A 21,949-nucleotide genomic window follows, 5' to 3' on the forward strand; every position below is an offset into this window, starting at 1 on the left:
CGGCCGTACGGCGCCCGTCGGCGGGGTGCGCCGGGGGCGGAAGCGGGCCGGGCCCGGCCCGCCGTGGCGCCGGGGCACCGCGGCGGGGCCGGTGACCGGAGGTGAGGCCATTGCTCAGCTCACCCCCTGGCGGCGGGCGATCTGCTTGGCCTGGCTGACCGCGTCCTGCCAGGCGGCGTCGGGCTTCTTGCCCTTGGCCTCGATGCTGGTCAGCTCGGTCTTGAAGGGAGCCATGACGGCGGCGTCCGCGGGTGCCTCGTAGCTGGCCGGTATGGCCTTGGCGGCCGGGCCGAACACCTCGATGACCTTCTGCCCGCCGAAGAAGGGGTCGCCGCCCGTCATGGCAGGCATGGCGTACGCCGCCGGCGCGGCCGGGAAGATCGCGGCGTCGGCGAAGCCGCGGGCGTCGTTCTCCGGGCTGAGGATCCAGCTGATGATCTTGAACGCCTCTTCGGGGTTCCGGCACTGCTTGGGCAGGGCCAGGTAGGAACCGCCCTGGTTGGCCGGCCCGCCGGGCATCGCGCAGACCCGCCACTTGCCCTTGGTCTTCGGGGCCGCCTGCTCGATATCCAGCGCGTGCCAGGCCGCACCGAGTTCGGTGCCGAGGCTCTTGCCGACGGCGGCGTTCCAGGTGTTGTCGTTGATCTTGGCGTCGAGACCGAGGGTGTAGGGGCGGACCGCGGTGGTCCACGCCTTGCGGATGTGGTCCTGGTCGCCGATGAAGCGGTTGTCCTTGTCGATGAACCGCTCGGTGCCCTGCCCGACCACCATGTCGAACACCGAGCTGATGTTGTTGACCAGGTAGATGCCCGGCAGCTTCTTCTTCAGCTCGGTGCCGAGCGCGAAGTAGTCCTCCCAGGTCCCCGCCTGAGCGGCGACCTTGTCGGGGTCGGTGGGCAGCCCGGCCTTGTCGAACAGGTCCGCCCGGTAGAACAGCGCGGTGGGCCCGATGTCGATCGGGAAGCCGATCTGCTTGCCGTCCTCGGTCCGGGCGAGCTTGGTCTTCCAGTCCAGGTACTGCGACGAGAGGTCCTTGAAGCCCAGGTCGTTCAGGTCGAGGAAGCGGTTCGCGTTGGGCAGGAAGGACGCCATGTCCTCGCCCTTGACGCCGGTGATGTCGGGCACGGAGGTGCCCGCCGCGAGGGTGGTGGTGAGCTTCGACTTGAAGTCGCCGCCGATGGAGGCGACGGTCAGCTTCACCTCCTTGCTGAAGTGCGTCTTCGCCTCGGCGACCACCTTGTCGCTGAGCGCGCCTCCCCAGTACCACAAGGTGAGGTTCTTGCCGTTCTTGCCGCCGGCCGAATCCGAGCCGTTGCCGCATGCCACGGTCAGACCGGAGGCGGCCGCGGTGAACGCGGCGGCCTGGAGGAAGCGTCTGCGGGAAAGGTCCACGGGTCACTCCTGTTGTTGCTGTTCGACGTGGAGAGGGGTGCGGGGATCAGTGCCGCCGTTCGGAGGCGCGTGGGCCGACGGACGTGTGAGGGGCCGGCGGGGTGAGGGGGGCGTACGCGACCGCCGGCCCGGGGTTCACCGGGAGCCGTTCGGCCAGGAAGCCGTACGACCGCTTCAGTTCGGGATCGGTCAGGGAGTGCCACCAGCGGTGCACGCCGTACCAGCCGGGGGCGGCCAGCGCCCCGCCGTGGTGCCCGACGGACAGCCCGGCCGCGAGGACCGCGAACCGCAGCCGCTCCGCCAGCGGCCAGCCGCCGAGCGAGGCGGTGACGAACGCGGCGCCGAAGACGTCCCCGGCACCCGTCGCGTCGAGCACGTCGACGTCGAGGGCGGGCACGTCCGCGTACTCGCCGGTGATCTGGTCGACGGCGAGGGCGCCGTCCCCGCCCCGGGTGACCACCGCGACCGGCACCAGCTCGGACAGCGTGCCGAGCGCGGCCACCGCGCTGTCGGTGCGGGTGTAGGCCATGGCCTCCGTCTCGTTCGGGAGGAAGGCGTGGCACAGCGCGAGCTGGTCCAGGAGGGCCGTCGGCCACTCCTGCGTGGGGTCCCAGCCGACGTCGGCGAAGATCTGGGTGCCGTTGGCCGCTGCCTTGGCGAGCCACTCGCGCGGCTCGGCCTCGATGTGCACCAGGGCGGTCCGCGCGTCGGGCGGGTCGCCCATCAGCGCGTCCTGCGAGTACGGCGGCTCCTGGCCATGGGTGAGCAGGGCACGGTCGTGGCCGAAGGCGACGGAGACGGTGACCGGGGTCGGCCAGCCGTCCGCCGTCCGGGAGAGCGAGAGGTCGACGCCCTCCTGGTCGCACAGGACGTCCCGGCAGTGCTCGCCGTAGAAGTCGTCGCCGAACACGGTGGCAAGCGAGGTCTTCAGGCCGAAGCGGGAGGCCGCCACCGCGAGGTTCGCGATGCCGCCCGGGCCGCAGCCCATGCCCTCGGTCCAGATCTCCTCGCCGGGCGTCGGCGGCTTGCCGAGCCCCGTGAGGACGAGGTCGTAGAAGAGCAGCCCGGTCAGCAGCACATCGGGCCGGTCATCGTCCACGGATGTGTCCTCTCGCTCGAGTTCGACGGAGATCGTCAAAACTCTTCATTTCCGTGACCGGAATCGTGCGCTGCTCAAAGAGATTGGTCAATACCCGAGCAGAACTGAGCATGGAAATGATTGAAGATGACGAGTAGTGTTCCGGCCGTGCTGGCAGAACGACGACACCAACTCATCCTGCGGGCCCTTCGCTCCGGAGGCCCCGCGGCTGTGACCGACCTCTCCGAGCGGCTGGGTGTGAGCCCCGCCACTATCAGGCGTGACCTGGTCAAACTGGAAGAAGACGGTCTTCTCACCCGTGTGCACGGAGGCGCCGTGGTGGAGGAGGGCGACCAGCCCTTCGCCGAGGTCGCCGAGGTGCGCGTCTCCGAGAAGGACGCCATAGCGGAGCGCGCGGCGGCGATGATCGAGGACGGCCAGTCGGTCCTGCTGGACATCGGGACGACGGCCTACCGCCTGGCCCGGCAACTGCACGGCCGCCGGCTCACCGTGATCACCAGCAACCTGGTGGTCTACGAGGAACTCGCCGACGACGAGGGCATCGAGCTGGTCCTGCTCGGCGGCATGGTCCGCCGCGAGTACCGCTCCCTGGTCGGCTTCCTCACCGAGGACAACCTGCGCCAGCTGCACGCCGACTGGCTCTTCCTCGGCACCAGCGGTGTGCGGCCCGGCGGGCAGGTCATGGACACCACGGTGGTGGAGGTGCCGGTCAAGCGCGCCATGATCAAGGCCAGTGGGAAGGTCGCCCTGCTCGCCGACACGGCGAAGTTCCCCGGACACGGGATGGCGAAGGTCTGCGGTCCCGAGGACCTGGACGTGGTGGTGACGAACGCGCCGGTCGACACGGCGACGCGGGCCTCCTTGCAGGAGGCGGGCGTCGAGGTCGTCGTGGCGGGAAAGGTGCAAGGGTGAAGCTGACGATTCTTGGCGGCGGAGGATTCCGCGTGCCACTGGTGTACGGGGCGCTCCTCCAGGACCACGCCGAGGGCCGGGTGACGCACGTCGTCCTGCACGATCTGGACGCCGGGCGGCTGTCGGCGGTGACCCGGGTCCTGGCCGAGCAGGCGGCCGGTGTCCCCGACGCCCCCGAGGTGAGCGCCACCACCGACCTGGACGAGGCGCTGCGTGGCGCCGACTTCGTGTTCTCCGCGATCCGCGTCGGCGGACTTCAGGGCCGCGCGAACGACGAACGGGTGGCCCTGGCCGAGGGCGTCCTCGGCCAGGAGACGGTCGGCGCGGGCGGCATCGCCTACGGCCTGCGCACGGTCCCGGTCGCCGTCGACATCGCGCGGCGGGTGGCCCGGCTCGCGCCCGAGGCCTGGGTCATCAACTTCACCAACCCGGCGGGCCTGGTCACCGAGGCGATGTCCCGCCACCTCGGCGACCGCGTCATCGGCATCTGCGACTCCCCGGTCGGCCTCGGCCGCCGCATCGCCCGCGTGCTCGGCGCGAACCCGAAGGAGGCCTGGATCGACTACGTCGGTCTCAACCACCTCGGCTGGGTACGCGGCCTCCACGTCGCCGGCCGCGACGAACTGCCGCGCCTGCTCGGCGACCCGGACCTGCTCGGCTCCTTCGAGGAGGGCAAGCTCTTCGGCGTCGACTGGCTCCAGTCGCTGGGTGCGATCCCCAACGAGTACCTGCACTACTACTACTTCAACCGTGAGGCCGTACGGGCCTACCAGCAGGCCGAGAAGACCCGCGGCGCCTTCCTGCACGACCAGCAGGCCCGCTTCTACGCCGAGATGCAGAACCCGGACGCCCCCGCGTGGAAGGTCTGGGACGACACCCGCGCCGAACGCGAGGCCACCTACATGGCCGAGAACCGCGAGACGGCGGGCGCCGGCGAACGCGACGAGGACGATCTGTCCGGCGGCTACGAGAAGGTGGCCCTCGCCCTGATGCGGGCCATCGCCCGGGACGAGCGCACGACCCTGATCCTCAACGTCCGCAACCGGCGCAGCCTGTCGGTCCTGGACACCGACGCCGTCATCGAGGTCCCCTGCCTCGTCGACGCCAACGGCGCCCACCCCGTCGCCGTCGAGCCGCTGCCCGACCACGCCACCGGGCTGGTCTGCGCGGTCAAGGCCGTCGAGCGCGAGGTGCTGTCCGCCGCCGACTCCGGCTCGCGGGCGACGGCCGTGAAGGCCTTCGCGCTGCACCCGCTCGTCGACTCCGTCAATGTGGCCCGCCGGCTGGTCGAGGGCTACACCGAGGTCCACCCGGGGCTCGCGTACCTTAGGTGAGAGCCGTTCGGTAAGCGCTTTCCCTCCCGCTCTTCCCGCTTCCTGGAGACACTTCATGCACGACGAAAGCCGCCGCATCGAGGAGCGCGTGCAGCGCCTTCACGACCAGCGCATCAAGACCGCGGTCTACGCGGCCACCGTCCCCTTCGAGGTGGCGGCCTGGCAGGCGCCGGGGGAGCCGGTCCCGTTCGAGGAGGCCGCCGCCGCCTCCTACGAGCCGTTCGCGATGGGCACCCCGTGGGGCCCGCCCTGGGGCACCACCTGGTTCCGCATGCGCGGGCAGGTGCCCGCCGAGTGGGCAGGCAAGCGCGTCGAGGCCGTCATCGACCTCGGTTTCGTGGGCGACTGGCCCGGCAACCAGGCCGAGGCCCTCGTGCACCTCACGGACGGCACCCCGCTGAAGGCCGTCAACCCGCTCAACCAGTACGTGGCGATCGCCAACCCGGCGAGGGGCGGGGAGACGGTCGACTACCTGGTCGAGGCCGCCTCCAACCCCGACATCCTTGCGGACAACTTCTCGAAGATCACCCCGCTCGGCGACAAGCTGACCGCGGGCGACAAGCCGCTCTACACCTTCCGCAGCGCCGACATCGCGATCCTCGACGAGGAGGTCTGGCACCTCGACCTCGACGTCCAGGTGCTGCGTGAGCTGATGCTGGAGCTGGGCGAGCACGACCCGCGCCGGCACGAGATCGCCCACGCGCTCGACCGGGCGATGGACCTGCTCGACCTGGACGACGTCTCCGGCTCCGCACCCGCTGTCCGCGAGGCGCTCCAGCCGGTCCTCGCCCGCCCCGCGCACGCCAGCGCGCACACCGTCTCCGGCGTCGGGCACGCCCACATCGACTCCGCCTGGCTCTGGCCGATCCGGGAGACCAAGCGCAAGACGTCCCGCACCTTCTCGAACGTCACGTCCCTGGCCGACGAGTACGACGACTTCATCTTCGCCTGCTCCCAGGCCCAGCAGTACGAATGGGTCCGCGACAACTACCCCAAGGTCTGGGCCCGCATCCAGCAGTCCGTGAAGAACGGCCAGTGGGCGCCGGTCGGCGGGATGTGGGTCGAGTCCGACGGCAACCTGCCCGGCGGCGAGGCCGTCGCCCGCCAGTTCATCCACGGCAAGCGGTTCTTCATCGAGCACTTCGGCATCGAGACCAAGGGCGTGTGGCTGCCGGACTCCTTCGGCTACAACGCGGCCTACCCGCAGATCGCCAAGCTCGCCGGCAACGAGTGGTTCCTCACCCAGAAGATCTCCTGGAACCAGACCAACAGGTTCCCCCACCACACCTTCTGGTGGGAGGGCATCGACGGCACCCGCATCTTCACCCACTTCCCGCCGGTCGACACCTACAACGCCCGTTTCAGCGGCGAGGAGATGTCCCGCGCGGTCCGCAACTACCAGGAGAAGGGCGGCGCCTCACGCTCCCTGGCCCCCTTCGGCTGGGGCGACGGAGGTGGCGGCCCCACCCGCGAGATCATGGAACGCGCCCGCCGGCTCGCGGACCTGGAGGGTTCCGCCAAGGTCGTCGTCGAACACCCCGACGAGTTCTTCGCCAAGGCCCGCGAGGAGTACCCCGACGCGCCCGTCTGGGTCGGCGAGCTCTACCTGGAGCTGCACCGCGCCACCTACACCTCCCAGGCCCGCACCAAGCAGGGCAACCGCCGCTCCGAGCACCTCCTGCGCGAGGCCGAGCTGTGGGCGACGACGGCCGCGCTGCACGCGCCGGGCTACGCATACCCGTACGAGAAGCTGGACCGGCTCTGGAAGACGGTGCTGCTGCACCAGTTCCACGACATCCTGCCCGGCTCCTCCATCGCCTGGGTGCACCGCGAGGCCGAGGCCGAGTACGCCCGCGTGGCGCAGGAACTGCACGCGCTGACGGCCGAGGCGGTGGCCGCGCTCGGCGCCGGCGAGCCCCGTGCCTTCAACACCAGCCCCTACGACCGTGCCGAGGTGGTCCGCACCGCCGACGGCGCACCGGTGTACGTGCAGGTGCCGGCGAGCGGCTCCGCGCCCCTGGCCGGCGCCCAGCCCGCGCAGCCCGTGACGGTGAGCGGCCGGGTCCTCGACAACGGGCTGGTCCGTGTGGAGATCGCCGCGGACGGCACCCTGTCGTCCGTGCGCGACCTGCGCGCCGGGCGTGAGGTCCTGGCCGACCCGGGCAACCTGCTGCGCCTGCACACCGACCTGCCCAACTACTGGGACGCCTGGGACATCGACAAGCACTACAAGAACCGCTACACCGATCTCCTCGACGCCTCGTCCGTAACGGTCGTCGAGCAGCACCCGCTGGTCGGCGCGGTCCGCGTCGAGCGGTCCTTCGGCAAGGGCTCCACGATCACCCAGACGATCACCGTCCGCGCCGGCAGCCCCCGGATCGACATCGAGACGGACATCGACTGGCACGAGACCGAGAAGATCCTCAAGGCGGCCTTCCCGGTCGACATCCGCGCCCCGCACTCCTCCGCCGAGATCCAGTTCGGCCACATCCAGCGCCCGACCCACACCAACACCAGCTGGGAGGCGGCCCGCTTCGAGGTCTCCGGCCACCGCTGGGTGCACCTCGGCGAACCCGGCTACGGCGTCGCGGTCATCAACGACTCGACGTACGGTCACGACGTCTCCCGCACGGTCCGCGAGGACGGCGGCACCACGACCACCGTCCGCCTCAGCCTGGTCCGCGCACCGCGTATCCCGGACCCCGAGGCCGACCAGGGCCGCCACCGCTTCACCTACGCGCTGCTGCCCGGCGCGAGCGTCGAGGACGCCGTCGCCGAGGGCTACGCCCTCAACCTCCCGCTCCGGGTGACCGAAGCGGCGGGCGCCCCCGCACCGGTCGTCTCCGTCGAGGGCGAGGGCGTGACCGTGGAGGCGGTCAAGCTCGCCGACGACACCTCGGGCGATGTCGTCGTACGGCTCTACGAGTCCCGAGGCGGCCGCGCCCAGGGCGTTCTGCGCACCGGCTTCCCGCTCGCCGGCGCCCAGATCACCGACCTGCTGGAGCGGCCGACCGAGGACGCGGACCTCGCCGACGGCGGTGTCTCCGTCACCCTGCGGCCCTTCCAGATCCTCACGCTGCGTCTGCGCAGGGGCTGACCCATGGCCATGCACCCCTGGTTCACCGACGCCAAGCTCGGGATCTTCGTCCACTGGGGCATCTACGCCGTCGACGGCGTGCAGGAGTCCTGGTCGTTCTACGACGACATCGTCCCCTACGACCGGTACATGTCCCAGTTCGACCGCTTCACGGCCTCCCGCTACGACCCGCGCGACTGGGCCGGGCTCTTCGCGCGGGCCGGCGCCCGGTACGCCGTGCTGACCAGCCGCCACCACGACGGCGTCGCCCTGTGGGACACGGCCCACGGCGACCTGAACGTGGGCCGCGATCTGATCGCCGGCTACGCGGACGCCCTGCGCGAGCAGGGTCTCAAGGTCGGCCTCTACTACTCGCACTCGGACTGGAGCCACCCCGACTACGCCTCCACCCGCAAGCCCGGCCGCCCGCCGGAGCTGGAGGACAACCGCTACTCCGAGGTCGCGGCCGAGTTCGAGGACCTGGACGCCTGGGAACGCTTCCTGGCCTACCGGGACGGCCAGCTGCGGGAGCTGGTCTCCCGCTACCAGCCCGACCTGCTGTGGTTCGACGGCGAGTGGGACCGCAGCGAGGAGCAGTGGCGCATCCCCGAACTCGCCGCCCTCATCCGCTCCGAGGTCCCGGACGTCGTGTTCAACGCCCGCATGCTGAGCGAGGGCGACTACGCCACCCCGGAACAGGGCGCCCCCGTCATCCCGCCGGAGGGCCCCTGGGAGCTCTGCCTCACGATCAACGACTCCTGGGGCCACCAGCACCACGACCACAACCACAAGTCGGTCGACCAGCTGATCCGCTACTTCACCGAGACCATCGGCGGCGGAGGCAATCTGCTCCTCAGCGTGGGCCCGCGCGAGGACGGCACCATCCCGGCCGAGCAGGCGGAGCGGCTGGAAGGACTCGGCGCCTGGATCGCCAGGCACGCGGAAGCGGTGTACGGCACCGTCCGGGGGCTGCCGCCGGGCCACCACTACGGCCCGAGCACCCTCTCGAAGGACCGGCGCACCCTCTACCTGACCCTGTTCGACGCCCCACGCGCGGAGATCAACGTCCGCGGTCTGCTCAGCGAGGTGCGCCGGGTCTCGGTCCTGGGCAGCGGCACGGAACTGCCCCACCGCGTCACCGGCGGCCTGCACGAGACACCGGGCATCCTCTGGATCGAGCCCCCCGCCCCGGCGGACCTCGACCCGTACGCCACGGTGCTTGCCGTGGAACTGGAAGGGGAACTGGAGCTGTACCGCGGCGCGGGCCGGTTCTGACGAAAGTTTAAGAAAGCGGTGAAAGGCCTGCTCACGGACGGTATGTGGACCCCCGTGAGCAGGCCGGTTCGCCTGTACGACACCTGCGGTTCGCCCGGCCCCCCTGGGATCGGAACGCACAGCGAAAGAAAGGTGTCACCGTGCGAGACCCGCGTATGTCCACCATCGGCAAGGGACTGAAGCGTCGCGGAAGGCTGGTGATAGAGGCGGTCAGTCCCCCGCGCCGGAACCTCGAGGCGATCCCCGCCCCCCGCCCGGCCGCCGACACCTACACCGCCCCGACCGCTCCCCGGCTGGTGGACTCGCCCGTCTTCGTGCTGTCGTCGGTGCGCTCCGGTTCGACCCTGCTGCGCGTCCTGCTCAACAGTCACAGCCGCGTCCGCGCCCCGCACGAGATGCACCTGCGCACCGTGCACGTCAGCCTGTCCCGCGACTTCACCGCGGACGCCATGCAGGCGCTCCAGCTCGACAAGGACGAGCTGGAACACGTGCTGTGGGACCGGGTGCTGCACCTGGAGCTCACCCGCAGCGGCAAGGACGTGATCGTCGACAAGACCCCGCCCAACACCCTCATCTGGCCCCGCCTGCGCCGATGTTGGCCCAACGCCCGCTACATCCTGCTGCTCCGCCACCCCGGCGCGGTCGTCGCCTCCCTCACCAGCCGCCGCGCCGACCCCGATCACGAGGCCGTCCGCGCCGAGGTCCTCGAGTACAGCGAGAAGCTGGAGGAGGCCCGGCGGAACCTCGACCCGCACGTGATCACGTACGAGGAGCTGACCGCCGAACCGGAGAAGGTCACCCGCGGTATCTGCGACCACCTCGGCGTCTCCTGGGAGTCCGGCATGCTCGACTACGGCAGCAAGGACCACGGCACCTTCCGCCCCCAGCTCGGCGACTGGTCCAGCACCATCAAGTCCGGCCGCATCCAGACGGCCCGCACCGCCGACCCGGCCGTGGAACTGCCCCCACGCCTGAAGGAGCTGGCACAGGCGTGGGGGTACAGCGTCTAGCGGGGACTAGAGCGGCAGGGCCCCCACCGCGGTCTGCGGGGCCGCCCCGACTGAGTCGACCGGCACCGGCGGCAGCGGCCCGGCCGCCTCCGCCCGCTGCTGCGGCAGCGACACCGGACGCAGCGGGCGCGGCCCCGACACCACCGAGTAGTCCTGGCCCAGGAACGGCGGAACCACCTCGCCCGGGTCCTCGCCGAGCGCCAGCCGCACAGCCGCCCACGGGGCGTTGACGCCGCACAGGGACAGCTGGTGCAGGCCGCCGGCCGGGCGGGTGTTGACGTCCATGAGGACCGGACGGTCGCCGAACATCCGGAACTGGATGTTGGACAGGTAGTGCAGACCGAAGCCCTCGGCGAGTCGCCGGGCCGGGTCCAGCCACTGCTCGTGCAGCGTGAAGCCCCGGCGGCGGCCGTTCTTGGTGCGGCCCACGGCCATCCGGACCCGGTTGTCGGGACCGGTCAGGCAGTCCACCGACACCTCGGGCTGCTCCAGGCGCGGCATCACCAGCCAGTCCACCGGCTCCTCGGCCCCCCGCAGCGCCTCCAGCACCAGATCGAGCGGCACGTAGGGGCTGGGGAACCCGTCCAGCTGTGACAGCGAGAAGGGGGAACGGGTGATCACGCGGAAGCCCACCCCGCCCGCCCCGGACGCCGGCTTGAAGCACGCCTTGTGTCCGCCGGCCTCCAACTCCTCGACAGCGGCGACCAGTTCGTCCGCCGAACGGACCCGGAACCACGGCGGGACCGGCACGCCGATCGCCTGGACCGCCTCGTAGGCGATCACCTTGTCGTGGAAGACGGCCACCGCCTCGGGCGGGGGCGCCAGCACCGCCGTACCCGCCGCCTCGAACTCGGCGCGGTGCGCCACGACCGCCGACTGGTGCAGCCGGGGCACGAACACATCGATGCCGCGCCGGGCGCACTGGACCAGCGCGTACTCGACGTACCCGGCCGGGGACAGGCCCTCGGGCTCCAGCTCGGCGGTGTCGGCCGCGGCCAGCACGGGGGAGTCGGGGTCGCCGTGGGTGGCATGGATCTCGACGGCCCGGTCGCTGGGATTTCTCCGCAGCTGATCCATGAAGAACACGTTCTCCGCGTACGTGCGGTTGAGCCAGACGCGTACGCGAGAGACCATGCAGGCCGCCTTTCACGGTTCGCGGGCAGGGCTGAGCAGCCCGTGCCCGGGCAGGATGAATGTGGGTACACCAAACCGCCCCTGTGAAAGGGAGTTCCCAGCGGTGGTGTTGGGGCCGATCATACGGCTTCGGCGGGCCCTCTCGTGCAACGCGCGTGTGAAGGATTCCTCCCGTCGTGGCCATCCGGCCGGTCTTGTCCCCGGGCGCCGAGATGTGATCTCTTGGTGGCGTTCGTGTGTGCGGAGGGGGATGAGGGTGACATCGTCGGCCGGCGGCGCCGGACAACTGCTGGCCATCAGCGATCTGCACATCGGCTACCCGGAGAACCGCGCCCTGGTCGAGCGCATGGCGCCCGTGACGGACGACGACTGGCTGCTCGTGGCCGGCGATGTCGCGGAGACCGCGGCCGACATCCGCTGGACCCTCAAGACGCTCGCGGGCCGCTTCCGCAAGGTCGTCTGGGTGCCAGGGAACCACGAGCTGTGGACCCATCCGAGCGACTCCGTCACCCTGCGCGGCGTCGCCCGATACGAGTACCTGGTCGAGCTGTGCCGGGAACTCGGCGTGACGACACCCGAGGACCCCTACCCCGTCTGGGACGGCCCCGGCGGCCCGGTGGCCGTCGCCCCGCTGTTCCTGCTCTACGACTACTCGTTCCTGCCGGCCGGGTGCACGACCAAGGAACAGGGCCTGGAGTACGCCCACGGCACGGGGATCGTGTGCTCCGACGAGTACCTGCTGCACCCCGACCCGTACCCGAGCCGGGAGGCCTGGTGCCGGGACCGGGTCGCCGAGACCGAGCGCAGACTCGCCGAGCTGCCGGAGGACCTGCCGGTGATCCCCGTCAACCACTATCCGCTGGACCGGCATCCGATGGACGTCCTGTGGCACCCCGAGTTCGCCATGTGGTGCGGCACCGAGCTGACCGCCGACTGGCACCGCAGGTTCCGCGTCCACACGATGGTCTACGGCCATCTGCACATCCCCCGCACCACCTGGCACGAGGGCGTGCGCTTCGAGGAGGTGTCGGTGGGCTATCCCCGCGAGTGGCGCAAGCGGTCCGAGCCGCCGGGGCGGCTGCGGCGCATCCTGCCGAGGGAGGGCGAGGAGAGGTGATCGAGGAACTGCTGCCCGCGAGCGTGGTCACCGTGGAGGCCTACGGCCAGGACGGCGCGGACACCCCGCTGTACCCCGAGGAGGCGGCGCTCATGACCCGGGCGGTCGCCAAGCGCCGGCGGGAGTTCGCCGTCGTACGCTCCTGCGCCCGGCGCGCCATGGAGAAGCTCGGTGTGCCGCCGCAGCCGATCCTGCCCGGGGAGCGCGGCGCCCCGGGCTGGCCGGCCGGGCTGGCCGGCAGCATGACGCACTGCGACGGCTACTGTGCCGCCGCCCTGGTCCGCGCCGCCGACCTGGCCTCCCTCGGCATCGACGCCGAGGTCCACGGGCCGCTGCCCGAGGGGGTCCTGCCCTCGGTGTCCCTGCCGTCCGAGGCGGAGCACCTGCGCCGGCTGGCCGCACAGCGCCCCGACATCCACTGGGACCGGCTGCTGTTCAGCGCCAAGGAGTCCGTCTACAAGGCGTGGTTCCCCCTCACCGGGAAGTGGCTGGACTTCATGGAGGCGGACATCGAGCTCTCCGTGGACGGCGGCTTCAGCGCGGCGCTCCTCGTCCCCGGGCCACTGGTCGGCGACCGCCGCCTCGACCGTTTCGAGGGCCGCTGGACGACGTCCCGCGGCTTGGTCGCAACGGCCGTCGCGGTACCGCATCCCTGAGGCGTCGCGCGCCTCTCAGGGGCGCGGGGAACTGCGCGAACAACTCCGAACGGCCCGCACCCGGAAGACCACCCGCACTCCCGAGCTCGACTCCGCCCCCTCACAGGCGCTACTCAGGACACCAGCTCCGCAGCAACCCGAAAAACTCCTCTTCGTTACCGGTCAGCCCGGCCCGTTCGAGCGCCGCCTCCGCCTCGGCGAGAACGGCGGGCGGCACCATCGCGGGACAGCTGCCGGTCTCCAGATCGAACGCGGCCCGGACGGTGTGCAGCAGTCGCAGATAGGCCTGGACGGCGGTGCGCTCACGGTCGGTCAGTACGGCGGTCTGCATCGGTCGGCTTCTCCCCGTGTCGGCGTCATCGGTCCCGCGCCCGCTCGGCGCGCACGCCCCGCACAGAAGGGGCGCACCTCCAGCTTGCCGTCCACCACTGACAATCCGGTCCCGCAGCCCCCCGGTTCGCCCGCTCGGCGGAAGAACCCGGGCGGCCCGTCAGCCCTGCGGACCCCGGTACCCCAGCGACGCCTCGATCCGCCCCGCCAGATGGTCCCGCTGCACCGGCCCCCGCGATGACGAACCGGCCAGCCACGCACGGCACTTGCTGGCCAGCAGCAGACCGAAGCTCTCGGCCTCCTTCTCGTCGTCCTGGTCGAAGCGGGTGCGGGCCGCGACCTTCAGGACCGTCGCCTGGAGATCGGCGGTGTCGTCGAGCAGCCGGGCCGCGACAGCGGCGCCCTCGACGTGGTGGGAGCAGTGCCCGGCGTTCATGTGCCACAGCTCGTGGCCCAGGATCACCAACTGGTGGTCCGGCGCGGTGCGTTCCTCGATCACGACGAGGTCCTGCTCGGCCATGTCGAGCCACAGCCCGCTGGCGGTCCCGATCGGGAAGGCGGCCGTACGGAAGTGCACGGGCCGGCCGCGGCGTCTGCTCATGGCGTCGCACAGCGCGGCGTACAGCTCGTCGGGCCGTGCCGGCGCGGGGAGGGTCAGCTCCGCGACCAGCTCGCCGCACAGGCGGCGCATTTCCTTACCGATGCTCACAGTTCTCCCCACGGTCACGAATCGGGCCGCTTGACGCTCTCCAGGAGCATGTCCAGCCACTCCGCGACCTTGTCACGGTGCTGGTCGGTGGGCAGCTGCGCGGCCCGCCAGGCGATGCCGCGCACGCCGTGGTCCTGCAACAGCCGCTCCAGCGGGTCGTCGGCCGCCGCGGCCGCCTCCCGCTCACGGTCGGCGAGCTTCTGCAGCAGCTCCTGCTCGATGTGCTGGAGGGCGCTCACGAGCGCCTCGGGGTCCTCCGCCGTGAGGAAACCGGCGTGCACCCGGAAGAACCGCTGGAGGGCGTCGCAGTGCTCCATGGTCGGCCGCCGGTCGCCGTTGATGAGGGCGCCGGCCTGCTGCCGGGACATGCCGGCGCCGTCGGCGATCTCCTGCTGGGTGTACTTGCGGCCGGTGGGCTTGAGCCGGGTCCGGCGCAGCAGGTCCAGGCGCTGCAGGAACCGGGCCTGTACATCGGGCTCGCCCGCGGGCCTGCCGCAGAGCAGGGCCTTCACCACCGGCTCCGGGACCCCGGAGGCGACGGACAGCCGGCCGATGCCGAAGACCTCGGCGTGCGGCACGCCGAGCCGGTCGGCGAGCGCGGTGACACGGGAGACGACGGCCGGTAGCACGGCCGTCGACGTGGCGCCCGGACTTTCGACGAAGCCACCCGTCACCGACAGATCTCCTACGTCTCTCACAGGCTTCTCACAAGTGGATGCCGTGACTTTCCCCGGCGTGAACTTCCCGGAGCGTAGCCGGTGCTTCGAACTCACATCCAGGTCTCGCCACAACTGTGGCCAATTTCAGCCGTCAACAGGCACGAAATGCCACGATAGTTGACACGCCTCAGCTCCGGGCAGCAGGATCGGGGCGCCGCGTCAAGGCCGCACAGGCAAGAGGGGTGACCTCCCGATGGCATTTCAGGCAGGAGGGCAGCGGCCGGCACCGCGGCCCGTCGCCGAGACTCCAGAGGCCCAGGCCTATCTGGAGGACTACGCCGGGCTTCTGGAGGCCGTCTCCTCCCCCTCGCTCGTCGTCGACCACTGCTGGGACGTCGCGCTGACCAATAGCGCGTTCCGGTCACTTTTCGCCGGCGTGGGTCCGCACCCGACGGCCATGCCGGGCGACAACTTCCTCAGGTTCGTGCTGTTCCACCCCGACGCCCCCACGGTGCTCGGCGAGCACGAGTCGAGCTGGTGCCTGCCGATGCTCGCGCACTTCGCGCGCACCGTGGAGAGCCACGGCCCCGACCACGGGCTCCAGGCCGTCCGCCGTGACATCGCCCAGGACCCGATCATGGAGGCCGCCTACCGGCAGGGCCTGCCGCACTGGATCCGCTCGGTCGGCGAGGACGCCGTGGAGCACGACGGTGCCGTACGCCCGCTGCTCCACCCGGACCCCCGCCGGGGTGCCACCGAGTGCCGGGTCGTGGTCGAGACGTCCAGGACGCTCGAGGAACTGGGCTGCACCCGGCTCACGTTCGTGCTGCGCGAGGCCCGCCGCACGCCGTCAAGGGAGCGCGGGACGCGTCGTGCGGCCTCCCACCTGAGGGTCGTACCGGCGGCCGACTGAGCGTCTCCGGTCTCGCTCGACCGGCGTTCGCCCCATTCCCAGGCGATGTGGTGTGTGACATAGTACTGGCGTGAGCGAGTCGCTGACCTGCGATGTCGTGGTGGTCGGAGCCGGAGTGGTCGGCGCCGCATGTGCCTTGTACACGGCCCGCGCCGGCCTCGACGCCGTCGTGGTGGACCGGGGCGCGGTGGCCGGCGGCACGACCGGCGCGGGGGAGGGGAACCTCCTCGTCTCCGACAAGGAGCCCGGACCCGAACTCGACCTCGCCCTGCTGTCCGCCCGGCTGTGGGCCGGACTGGCCCGGGAGGGACTGGGGAAGGCGGTCGAGTACGAGGCCAAGGGCGGTGTCGTCGTCGCCGGAACCGACGGGGCGCTGGCCGGTCTCGAGGAACTCGCCGCCGGGCAGCGCGCGGCCGGGGTCGAGGCCGTTCCCGTGCCGCCCGACCGGCTTCCCGACCTGGAGCCGTACCTCGCTCCCGGGCTCGCGGGCGGCATGCACTACCCGCAGGACGCCCAGGTGATGCCCGCCCTCGCGGCCGCGCATCTGCTGCGCGCCTCGAACGCCCGGCTGCTCACCGGCCGGGAGGTCACCGCGGTGCTGCGCGACCCCGGCGGCGCGGTGCGCGGGGTGCGGACCGACCGGGGCGACATCCACGCCCCGGCCGTCGTCAACGCGGCCGGTACCTGGGGCGGCGAGATCGCGGCCCGCGCGGGCGTGTCCCTGCCCGTGCTGCCCCGGCGCGGCTTCGTCCTGGTCACCGAGCCGCTGCCGCCCCGCATCCGGCACAAGGTGTACGCCGCCGACTATGTGGGCGACGTCGCGAGCGACTCGGCGGCGCTGCAGACCTCCCCCGTGGTGGAGGGCACGCCCGCCGGACCGGTCCTGATCGGCGCCAGCCGCGAACGGGTCGGCTTCGACCGGTCGTTGTCGCTCCCGGCACTGCGCGCGCTGGCGGCGGGAGCGACGGGCCTCTTCCCCTTCCTCGCCGATGTCCGGGCCCTGCGCACGTACGTGGGCTTCCGGCCGTATCTGCCGGACCACCTGCCCGCGATCGGCCCCGATCCCCGGGCGCCCGGACTGCTCCACGCCTGCGGGCACGAGGGCGCGGGCATCGGACTCGCCACCGGCACCGGGCACCTGATCGCCCAGGCGCTGACCGGGCGGGCGCCCGACCTGGACCTCGGCCCGTTCCGGCCCGACCGCTTCACCGAGGAGGCCGAGTGAATCCGCTGGAGCTGGCGGGAGCCAGGCCCGGCCCCGCCTTCACGGTCACGTTCGACGGGCGGCCGGTCGAGGTGCTGCCCGGGCAGACGGTCGCCGCCGTGCTGTGGACGGCGGGCATCACCTCCTGGCGCGCCACCCGGGGCGAGGGCCGTCCGCGCGGGGTGTTCTGCGGGATCGGCGTCTGCTTCGACTGCCTGGTGACCGTCAACGGCCGCCCCAACCAACGCGCCTGTCTGGTGCCGGTACGGCCGGGGGACGTGATCGGCACGCAGGAGGGGACGGGCCATGAGGGGACGGGCTGTGAGGGGGTGCGGCATGCCGACTGACCTGGTTGTGATCGGGGCCGGACCGGCCGGTCTCGCCGCGTCCCTCGCGGCGGCCGCGCGGGGCACCCGGGTCGCGCTCGTCGACGGGGCGACGGAGCCGGGCGGGCAGTTCTACCGGCAGCCCGCCGCCGGGCTCGGCGCCGGGCGCCCCGAGGCGCTGCACCACCGGTGGCGGACCTGGGAGCGGCTGCGCGACGGACTCGCCGCCAGTGCCGTACGGGTGCTGACCGATCATCATGTGTGGTGCGTCGAAAAGGTGTCCGGCGGCTTCGTCGCGCACGCGCTGCTCGGGCCGGAGCAGGAGGAGCCCGCAGAGGTGCACGCCGGTGCCGTGCTGCTGGCCACCGGCGGCTACGAGCAGGTGCTGCCCTTCCCCGGCTGGACCCTGCCGGGCGTCGTCACCGCCGGGGGCGCCCAGGCCATGCTCAAGGGCGGCCTTGTGGTGCCGGGGCGCCGAGTCGTCGTGACCGGGACCGGGCCGCTGCTGCTGCCCGTGGCGACCGGGCTCGCCGCGGCCGGGGTGGAGGTCGCCGCGCTCGTCGAGTCCACCGGGCCCGAGCGCCTCGCCCGCCATGGCCGGGCTCTGGCCGGCAAGCTCCCGGAGGGTGCCGGGTATGCCGCCCGGCTGCTGCGCCACCGCGTGCCGTTCCTCGCCCGGCACACCGTCGTCCGCGCCCACGGCGACGACCGGCTGACCGGCGTCACCGTCACAGCCCTCGACAGCGACGGACGCGTCAGGACCGGCACCGGGCGGCACCTGCCCTGCGACACCCTCGCCGTCGGCCACGGCATGCTCCCGCACACCGACCTGGCCGAGGGGCTCGGCTGCGGCCTCGACGGGCGCACCGTGGCCGTCGACACCGAGCAGCGCACGGACGTGCCCGGCGTGTGGGCGGCCGGCGAGGCCACCGGCATTGGTGGCGCGGCCCTCGCCCTCGCCGAGGGACACATCGCCGGGTGCTCCGCCGCCGCGTATCTGCACGGCACCGCCCCCGCCCCGGCACCGGCAGCCCTCAAGGCCCGTACGCGGCTCGGGAGATCCGCCGCCGCCCTCGAAGCCGCCTACGCGCCGCCCGCGCACTGGCCCGAGCAGGTCACCGACGACACCGTGGTCTGCCGCTGCGAGGAGGTCACCGCCGGTGCCGTGCGCGACGCGCTGGAACTCGGGGCGGGCGACCAACGCACCGTGAAGCTGCTCACCCGGGCCGGGATGGGCTGGTGCCAGGGCCGGATGTGCGGCACCGCGGTCGCCGGCCTCGCCGGCTGCGAACCCACCCCGGCCAAGCGTCCGTTCGCCCGTCCCGTACCGCTCGGCGTCCTCGCACGGCAACACTCCCAGGAGGGACAGTCATGACCGATCACCGCCCCTGGCGCGGCGTCCTCGTCGCCACCGCGCTCCCGCTGAACGACGACCTCTCCGTGAACTACGACCGCTACGCGGAGCACTGCGCATGGCTCGTCGAGAACGGCTGCGACGGCGTCGTGCCGAACGGCTCCCTCGGCGAGTACCAGGTGCTCACCCCCGAGGAGCGCGCCCGGGTCGTCGAGACGGCCGTCTCCGCGATCGGCGGGCAGCGCGTCATGCCCGGTGTCGCCGCGTACGGGTCCGCCGAGTCCCGGCGCTGGGCCGAACAGGCCGGGGAGGCCGGGTGCGGGGCGGTGATGCTGCTGCCGCCGAACGCCTACCGTGCCGACGAGCGGTCCGTCGTGGCCCACTACGCCGAGGTCGCGAAGTCCGGCCTGCCGGTCGTGGCGTACAACAACCCGATCGACACCAAGGTCGACCTGGTGCCGGAGCTGCTCGCGCGGCTGCACGGCGAGGGGCACATCCGGGGCGTGAAGGAGTTCTCCGGAGATGTCCGCCGGGCCTACCGGATCGCCGAACTCGCCCCCGAACTGGACCTGTTGATCGGCGCGGACGACGTCCTGCTGGAGCTGGCCGTCGCGGGTGCCAAGGGCTGGGTCGCGGGCTACCCGAACGCGCTGCCCCAGGCCTCGGTCGAGCTGTACCACGCGGCCGTCGACGGCGACCTCGACACCGCGCGGGACCTGTACCGGCAGCTGCATCCGCTGCTGCGGTGGGACTCGCGGGTGGAGTTCGTCCAGGCCATCAAGCTCTCCATGGACCTCGTCGGCCGCCATGGAGGCCCCTGCCGCCCGCCGCGCGTGCCGCTGCTGCCCGAGCAGGAGGCCGCCGTCCGGGCCGCCACCGAGAAGGCCGTAGCGGCCGGATTGGCATAGGGACCATGCGCAGCAGACTCGTCCTGCACGCCGTCGACTCGCACACCGAGGGCATGCCCACCCGTGTGATCACGGGCGGTATCGGCACCGTGCCCGGCGCCACCATGAACGAGCGGCGGCTGTACTTCCGCGAACGCCGTGACGACATCAAGCAGTTGCTGATGAACGAGCCGCGCGGCCACTCCGCCATGAGCGGCGCGATCCTCCAGCCGCCGAGCCGGTCCGACTGCGACTGGGGCGTCGTCTACATCGAGGTCTCCGGCTATCTGCCGATGTGCGGGCACGGCACGATCGGTGTGGCGACCGTGCTCGTCGAGACGGGCATGGTCGAGGTCGTCGAGCCGGTCACCACCATCCGGCTCGACACCCCGGCGGGCCCGGTCGTCGCCGAGGTGGCCGTCGAGGACGGTGTCGCCAAGGCGGTCACCCTCCAGAACGTGCCCTCCTTCGCCGTCGCCCTCGACCGCAAGACCACCCTCGCCGACGGGCGGACGGTGACGTACGACCTCGCCTTCGGCGGCAACTTCTACGCCATCCTGCCGCTGGAGCAGTTCGGCCTGCCCTTCGACCGGTCACGCAAGGACGAGATCCTCGCGGCGGGCCTGTCCCTCATGGCCGCAGTCAACGCCGAGGAACCGCCCGTCCACCCCGAGGATCCGTCCATCCACGGGCTCCACCACGTCTATCTGGCCGCCTCCGGCTCCACCGCCCGCCACTCCCGGCACGCCATGGCCATCCACCCCGGCTGGTTCGACCGCTCGCCCTGCGGCACGGGCACCAGCGCCCGGATGGCACAACTGCACGCGCGCGGCGAACTCCCGCTGCACACCGAGTTCGTGAACGAGTCCTTCATCGGCACCCGGTTCACGGGCAGACTGCTCGGCACGACCGAGGTGGCAGGACGCCCGGCCGTCCTGCCCAGCTTCACCGGACGCGCCTGGATCACCGGCACCGCCCAGTACCTGCTGGACCCCGAGGACCCGTTCCCGGCCGGATTCGTCCTCTAGGCCCGGATCACGAGAGGAAACCGCGACCTTTCATGGCTGCCCCGCGGCACACCCCCGCCCTGCCCCTGCTGGGCAGCAGGAAGCCCAGCCACCGGGAGCGGGTCGCGGACGCGCTGCGGGCCGCCCTGATCGCCGGAGAACTGCGCCCGGGCGAGGTCTACTCGGCCCCCGGCCTCGCCGCCCGCTTCGGCGTCTCCGCGACCCCCGTGCGCGAGGCCATGCTCGACCTCGCCAAGGAGGGCCTGGTCGACACCGTGCCCAACAAGGGCTTCAGGGTCACCGCCGTCTCCGAGCGGCAACTCGACGAGTACACCCATATCCGGGCGCTGATCGAGATCCCCACGACGGCGGGCCTGGCGGTCACGGCCGACCCCGTGGCACTGGAGGCCCTGCGCCCGGTCGCCCAGGAGATCGTCACCTCCGCGGCGGCCGGCGACCTCATCGCCTACGTCGAGGCCGACCTGCGCTTCCACCTCGGCCTGCTCGCCCTCGCCGGCAACGACCATCTCGTCGACGTCGTACGGGACCTCAGACGCCGCTCCCGGCTGTACGGGCTGACCGCGCTCGCCGGGCAGGGGCGGCTGGAGGCGTCGGCGGAGGAGCACCTGGAGATCCTGGAGGCGCTGCTCGCCCGCGACGAGCAGGCCGTACGGGCGGTGATGACCCGGCACCTCGGGCATGTCCGGGGCCTGTGGGCAGCGCCCTGACCTTCTGCTCAGCGAGGTGGAGACGGATCCGACTTCGTGACCGCGTCCTGCGGAACCCCGCGCTTCGCCGCCTGTATCCGCTCGTACACGTGGGTACGCAGCTCGGCGAAGCGTGGGTCCACGCGCGTGTGCAACTGGTCGCGCTCGGCGGGCAGATCGACCTTGAGCTGCTCCCGCACGACGGTGGGGGAGGCGGACAGCACGATGACCCGCTCGCCCAGGTAGACGGCCTCGTCGATGTCGTGGGTGACGAACAGGATCGTGATGCCGCGCTCCCGCCACAGACCCCGTACCAGATCCTCCAGATCCGCTCGTGTCTGCGCGTCCACCGCCGCGAACGGCTCGTCCATCAGCAGCACACGGGGCTCGTACGCCAGCGCCCGGGCGATGGCGACCCGCTGCTGCATACCGCCTGACAGCTGCCACGGGTACGCCTCCACGGCGTCCGCCAGCCCCACGGACCCCAGCGCGTCCCGCACCAGCTCCCGGCGCCGTGCCTTGCCCAAGTCCTTCTGCCTCAACGGCAGTTCGACGTTCTCACCGACCCGCATCCAGGGGAACAGACTGCGCCCGTACTCCTGGAACACGAACGCCGTCCCGGGCGGCGGGCCGCTTAGCTTCCGCCCCTCGAGGAGCACCTCACCGCCGGTGGGTGTGAGCAGCCCGCCCAGGCACTTCAGCAGAGTCGTCTTGCCGCAGCCCGACGGGCCGACGAGACAGACCAGTTCCCCGGCGGCCACGGTGAAGGTGAGGTCGCGGACCGCCTCCACGCGCCGCCCCGACCCTTCGTAGACCTTCCGCAGGCCCCGTACGTCGAGCATGGTCCG

At 71.9% G+C, this 21,949-nt stretch carries 21 protein-coding genes; 14 read left to right on the plus strand and 7 right to left on the minus strand.

Going from position 1 to position 21,949, the window contains the following annotated elements; genetic code table 11:
- Positions 1-114 precede the first annotated feature (114 nt).
- On the minus strand, positions 115-1,392 hold the full coding sequence (locus ACIBK5_RS05840) for an ABC transporter substrate-binding protein (RefSeq protein WP_399016620.1): 1,278 nt from the start codon (positions 1,390-1,392) through the stop codon (positions 115-117).
- A 46-nt stretch (positions 1,393-1,438) separates the two neighbouring features.
- Positions 1,439-2,491, minus strand: a complete 1,053-nt coding sequence (locus ACIBK5_RS05845) for a carbohydrate kinase family protein (protein WP_399016622.1) — start codon at positions 2,489-2,491, stop codon at positions 1,439-1,441.
- A 147-nt stretch (positions 2,492-2,638) separates the two neighbouring features.
- Between ACIBK5_RS05845 and ACIBK5_RS05850 the strand changes: the two genes are divergently transcribed.
- From ACIBK5_RS05850 to ACIBK5_RS05870, 5 genes are all read left to right on the plus strand, one after another.
- Entirely contained in the window at positions 2,639-3,403 is a 765-nt protein-coding gene (locus ACIBK5_RS05850; RefSeq protein ID WP_399017285.1) for a DeoR/GlpR family DNA-binding transcription regulator, read from the plus strand.
- Positions 3,400-4,737 (plus strand): 6-phospho-beta-glucosidase, encoded by a 1,338-nt coding sequence (locus tag ACIBK5_RS05855; RefSeq protein WP_399016624.1) that lies wholly within the window; start codon positions 3,400-3,402, stop codon positions 4,735-4,737. The genes ACIBK5_RS05850 and ACIBK5_RS05855 overlap by 4 nt, the downstream gene beginning before the upstream one ends.
- Positions 4,738-4,792: 55 nt before the next feature.
- Entirely contained in the window at positions 4,793-7,834 is a 3,042-nt protein-coding gene (locus ACIBK5_RS05860) for an alpha-mannosidase (RefSeq protein ID WP_399016626.1), read from the plus strand.
- Positions 7,835-7,837: 3 nt separating this feature from the next.
- On the plus strand, positions 7,838-9,088 hold the full coding sequence (locus ACIBK5_RS05865; protein ID WP_399016628.1) for an alpha-L-fucosidase: 1,251 nt from the start codon (positions 7,838-7,840) through the stop codon (positions 9,086-9,088).
- A gap of 140 nt (positions 9,089-9,228) precedes the next feature.
- Complete coding sequence (locus ACIBK5_RS05870; RefSeq protein ID WP_399016630.1) at positions 9,229-10,098, plus strand: sulfotransferase family protein; 870 nt, start codon at positions 9,229-9,231, stop codon at positions 10,096-10,098.
- Between the two features lie 6 nt (positions 10,099-10,104).
- On the opposite strand, the gene ACIBK5_RS05875 is transcribed toward ACIBK5_RS05870, so the two are convergent.
- Entirely contained in the window at positions 10,105-11,232 is a 1,128-nt protein-coding gene (locus tag ACIBK5_RS05875) for an ATP-grasp domain-containing protein (RefSeq protein ID WP_399016631.1), read from the minus strand.
- 256 nt (positions 11,233-11,488) lie between these two features.
- On the opposite strand from ACIBK5_RS05875, the gene ACIBK5_RS05880 reads away from it, so the two are divergent.
- Both ACIBK5_RS05880 and ACIBK5_RS05885 read left to right on the plus strand, forming a co-directional pair.
- Positions 11,489-12,349 carry a metallophosphoesterase family protein gene (locus ACIBK5_RS05880; protein ID WP_399016633.1) on the plus strand — a complete coding sequence of 287 codons (861 nt, stop codon included), beginning with the start codon at positions 11,489-11,491 and terminating at the stop codon, positions 12,347-12,349.
- Positions 12,346-13,005: a 4'-phosphopantetheinyl transferase gene (locus tag ACIBK5_RS05885; RefSeq protein ID WP_399016635.1), complete on the plus strand. Its 660-nt coding sequence runs from the start codon at positions 12,346-12,348 to the stop codon at positions 13,003-13,005. The genes ACIBK5_RS05880 and ACIBK5_RS05885 overlap by 4 nt, the downstream gene beginning before the upstream one ends.
- A 109-nt stretch (positions 13,006-13,114) precedes the next feature.
- On the opposite strand, the gene ACIBK5_RS05890 is transcribed toward ACIBK5_RS05885, so the two are convergent.
- The 3 genes from ACIBK5_RS05890 to ACIBK5_RS05900 all read right to left on the minus strand — a co-directional run bounded on the left by ACIBK5_RS05890 (position 13,115) and on the right by ACIBK5_RS05900 (position 14,718).
- Positions 13,115-13,336 carry a hypothetical protein gene (locus ACIBK5_RS05890; RefSeq protein ID WP_399016637.1) on the minus strand — a complete coding sequence of 74 codons (222 nt, stop codon included), beginning with the start codon at positions 13,334-13,336 and terminating at the stop codon, positions 13,115-13,117.
- A gap of 159 nt (positions 13,337-13,495) precedes the next feature.
- Entirely contained in the window at positions 13,496-14,026 is a 531-nt protein-coding gene (locus ACIBK5_RS05895; protein ID WP_399017287.1) for a toxin-antitoxin system, toxin component, read from the minus strand.
- Positions 14,027-14,058: 32 nt separating this feature from the next.
- Entirely contained in the window at positions 14,059-14,718 is a 660-nt protein-coding gene (locus ACIBK5_RS05900; RefSeq protein WP_399016639.1) for a helix-turn-helix domain-containing protein, read from the minus strand.
- A gap of 238 nt (positions 14,719-14,956) precedes the next feature.
- Here ACIBK5_RS05900 and ACIBK5_RS05905 point away from each other — a divergent pair, with 238 nt between their 5' ends.
- The 7 genes from ACIBK5_RS05905 to ACIBK5_RS05935 all read left to right on the plus strand — a co-directional run bounded on the left by ACIBK5_RS05905 (position 14,957) and on the right by ACIBK5_RS05935 (position 21,122).
- Positions 14,957-15,616 (plus strand): hypothetical protein, encoded by a 660-nt coding sequence (locus tag ACIBK5_RS05905; RefSeq protein WP_399016641.1) that lies wholly within the window; start codon positions 14,957-14,959, stop codon positions 15,614-15,616.
- A 70-nt stretch (positions 15,617-15,686) separates the two neighbouring features.
- A complete protein-coding gene (locus ACIBK5_RS05910; RefSeq protein ID WP_399016642.1) occupies positions 15,687-16,841 on the plus strand; it encodes an NAD(P)/FAD-dependent oxidoreductase in 1,155 nt (384 codons plus the stop codon).
- Positions 16,838-17,167: a (2Fe-2S)-binding protein gene (locus ACIBK5_RS05915; RefSeq protein WP_399016643.1), complete on the plus strand. Its 330-nt coding sequence runs from the start codon at positions 16,838-16,840 to the stop codon at positions 17,165-17,167. Before ACIBK5_RS05910 ends, ACIBK5_RS05915 begins: the two co-directional genes overlap by 4 nt.
- Positions 17,157-18,521, plus strand: coding sequence for an FAD-dependent oxidoreductase (locus ACIBK5_RS05920; protein WP_399016645.1), 1,365 nt, complete (start codon positions 17,157-17,159; stop codon positions 18,519-18,521). Before ACIBK5_RS05915 ends, ACIBK5_RS05920 begins: the two co-directional genes overlap by 11 nt.
- Entirely contained in the window at positions 18,518-19,408 is an 891-nt protein-coding gene (locus ACIBK5_RS05925; protein WP_399016647.1) for a dihydrodipicolinate synthase family protein, read from the plus strand. Before ACIBK5_RS05920 ends, ACIBK5_RS05925 begins: the two co-directional genes overlap by 4 nt.
- Positions 19,409-19,413: 5 nt before the next feature.
- The gene (locus ACIBK5_RS05930) at positions 19,414-20,415 is read left to right on the plus strand and encodes a proline racemase family protein (RefSeq protein ID WP_399016649.1); all 1,002 of its coding nucleotides are present in this window, start codon (positions 19,414-19,416) and stop codon (positions 20,413-20,415) included.
- A 32-nt stretch (positions 20,416-20,447) separates the two neighbouring features.
- Positions 20,448-21,122: a GntR family transcriptional regulator gene (locus ACIBK5_RS05935; protein ID WP_399016651.1), complete on the plus strand. Its 675-nt coding sequence runs from the start codon at positions 20,448-20,450 to the stop codon at positions 21,120-21,122.
- Between the two features lie 8 nt (positions 21,123-21,130).
- Here the strand turns inward: ACIBK5_RS05935 and ACIBK5_RS05940 are convergent, their stop codons facing one another.
- Positions 21,131-21,943, minus strand: a complete 813-nt coding sequence (locus ACIBK5_RS05940) for an ABC transporter ATP-binding protein (RefSeq protein ID WP_399016653.1) — start codon at positions 21,941-21,943, stop codon at positions 21,131-21,133.
- Positions 21,944-21,949: the final 6 nt, after the last annotated feature.

Origin of the sequence: Streptomyces sp. NPDC050546 (assembly GCF_044457425.1) — a bacterium.
Taxonomy (GTDB): domain Bacteria; phylum Actinomycetota; class Actinomycetes; order Streptomycetales; family Streptomycetaceae; genus Streptomyces.

Coding starts and splice junctions, on each gene's coding strand:
- ACIBK5_RS05895 (WP_399017287.1), bottom strand. CDS start 14,026: ATGCGCCGCCTGTGCGGCGAGCTGGTCGCGGAGCTGACCCTCCCCGCG.
- ACIBK5_RS05925 (WP_399016647.1), top strand. CDS start 18,518: ATGACCGATCACCGCCCCTGGCGCGGCGTCCTCGTCGCCACCGCGCTC.
- ACIBK5_RS05890 (WP_399016637.1), bottom strand. CDS start 13,336: ATGCAGACCGCCGTACTGACCGACCGTGAGCGCACCGCCGTCCAGGCC.
- ACIBK5_RS05930 (WP_399016649.1), top strand. CDS start 19,414: ATGCGCAGCAGACTCGTCCTGCACGCCGTCGACTCGCACACCGAGGGC.
- ACIBK5_RS05935 (WP_399016651.1), top strand. CDS start 20,448: ATGGCTGCCCCGCGGCACACCCCCGCCCTGCCCCTGCTGGGCAGCAGG.
- ACIBK5_RS05940 (WP_399016653.1), bottom strand. CDS start 21,943: ATGCTCGACGTACGGGGCCTGCGGAAGGTCTACGAAGGGTCGGGGCGG.
- ACIBK5_RS05865 (WP_399016628.1), top strand. CDS start 7,838: ATGGCCATGCACCCCTGGTTCACCGACGCCAAGCTCGGGATCTTCGTC.
- ACIBK5_RS05905 (WP_399016641.1), top strand. CDS start 14,957: ATGGCATTTCAGGCAGGAGGGCAGCGGCCGGCACCGCGGCCCGTCGCC.
- ACIBK5_RS05875 (WP_399016631.1), bottom strand. CDS start 11,232: ATGGTCTCTCGCGTACGCGTCTGGCTCAACCGCACGTACGCGGAGAAC.
- ACIBK5_RS05860 (WP_399016626.1), top strand. CDS start 4,793: ATGCACGACGAAAGCCGCCGCATCGAGGAGCGCGTGCAGCGCCTTCAC.
- ACIBK5_RS05920 (WP_399016645.1), top strand. CDS start 17,157: ATGCCGACTGACCTGGTTGTGATCGGGGCCGGACCGGCCGGTCTCGCC.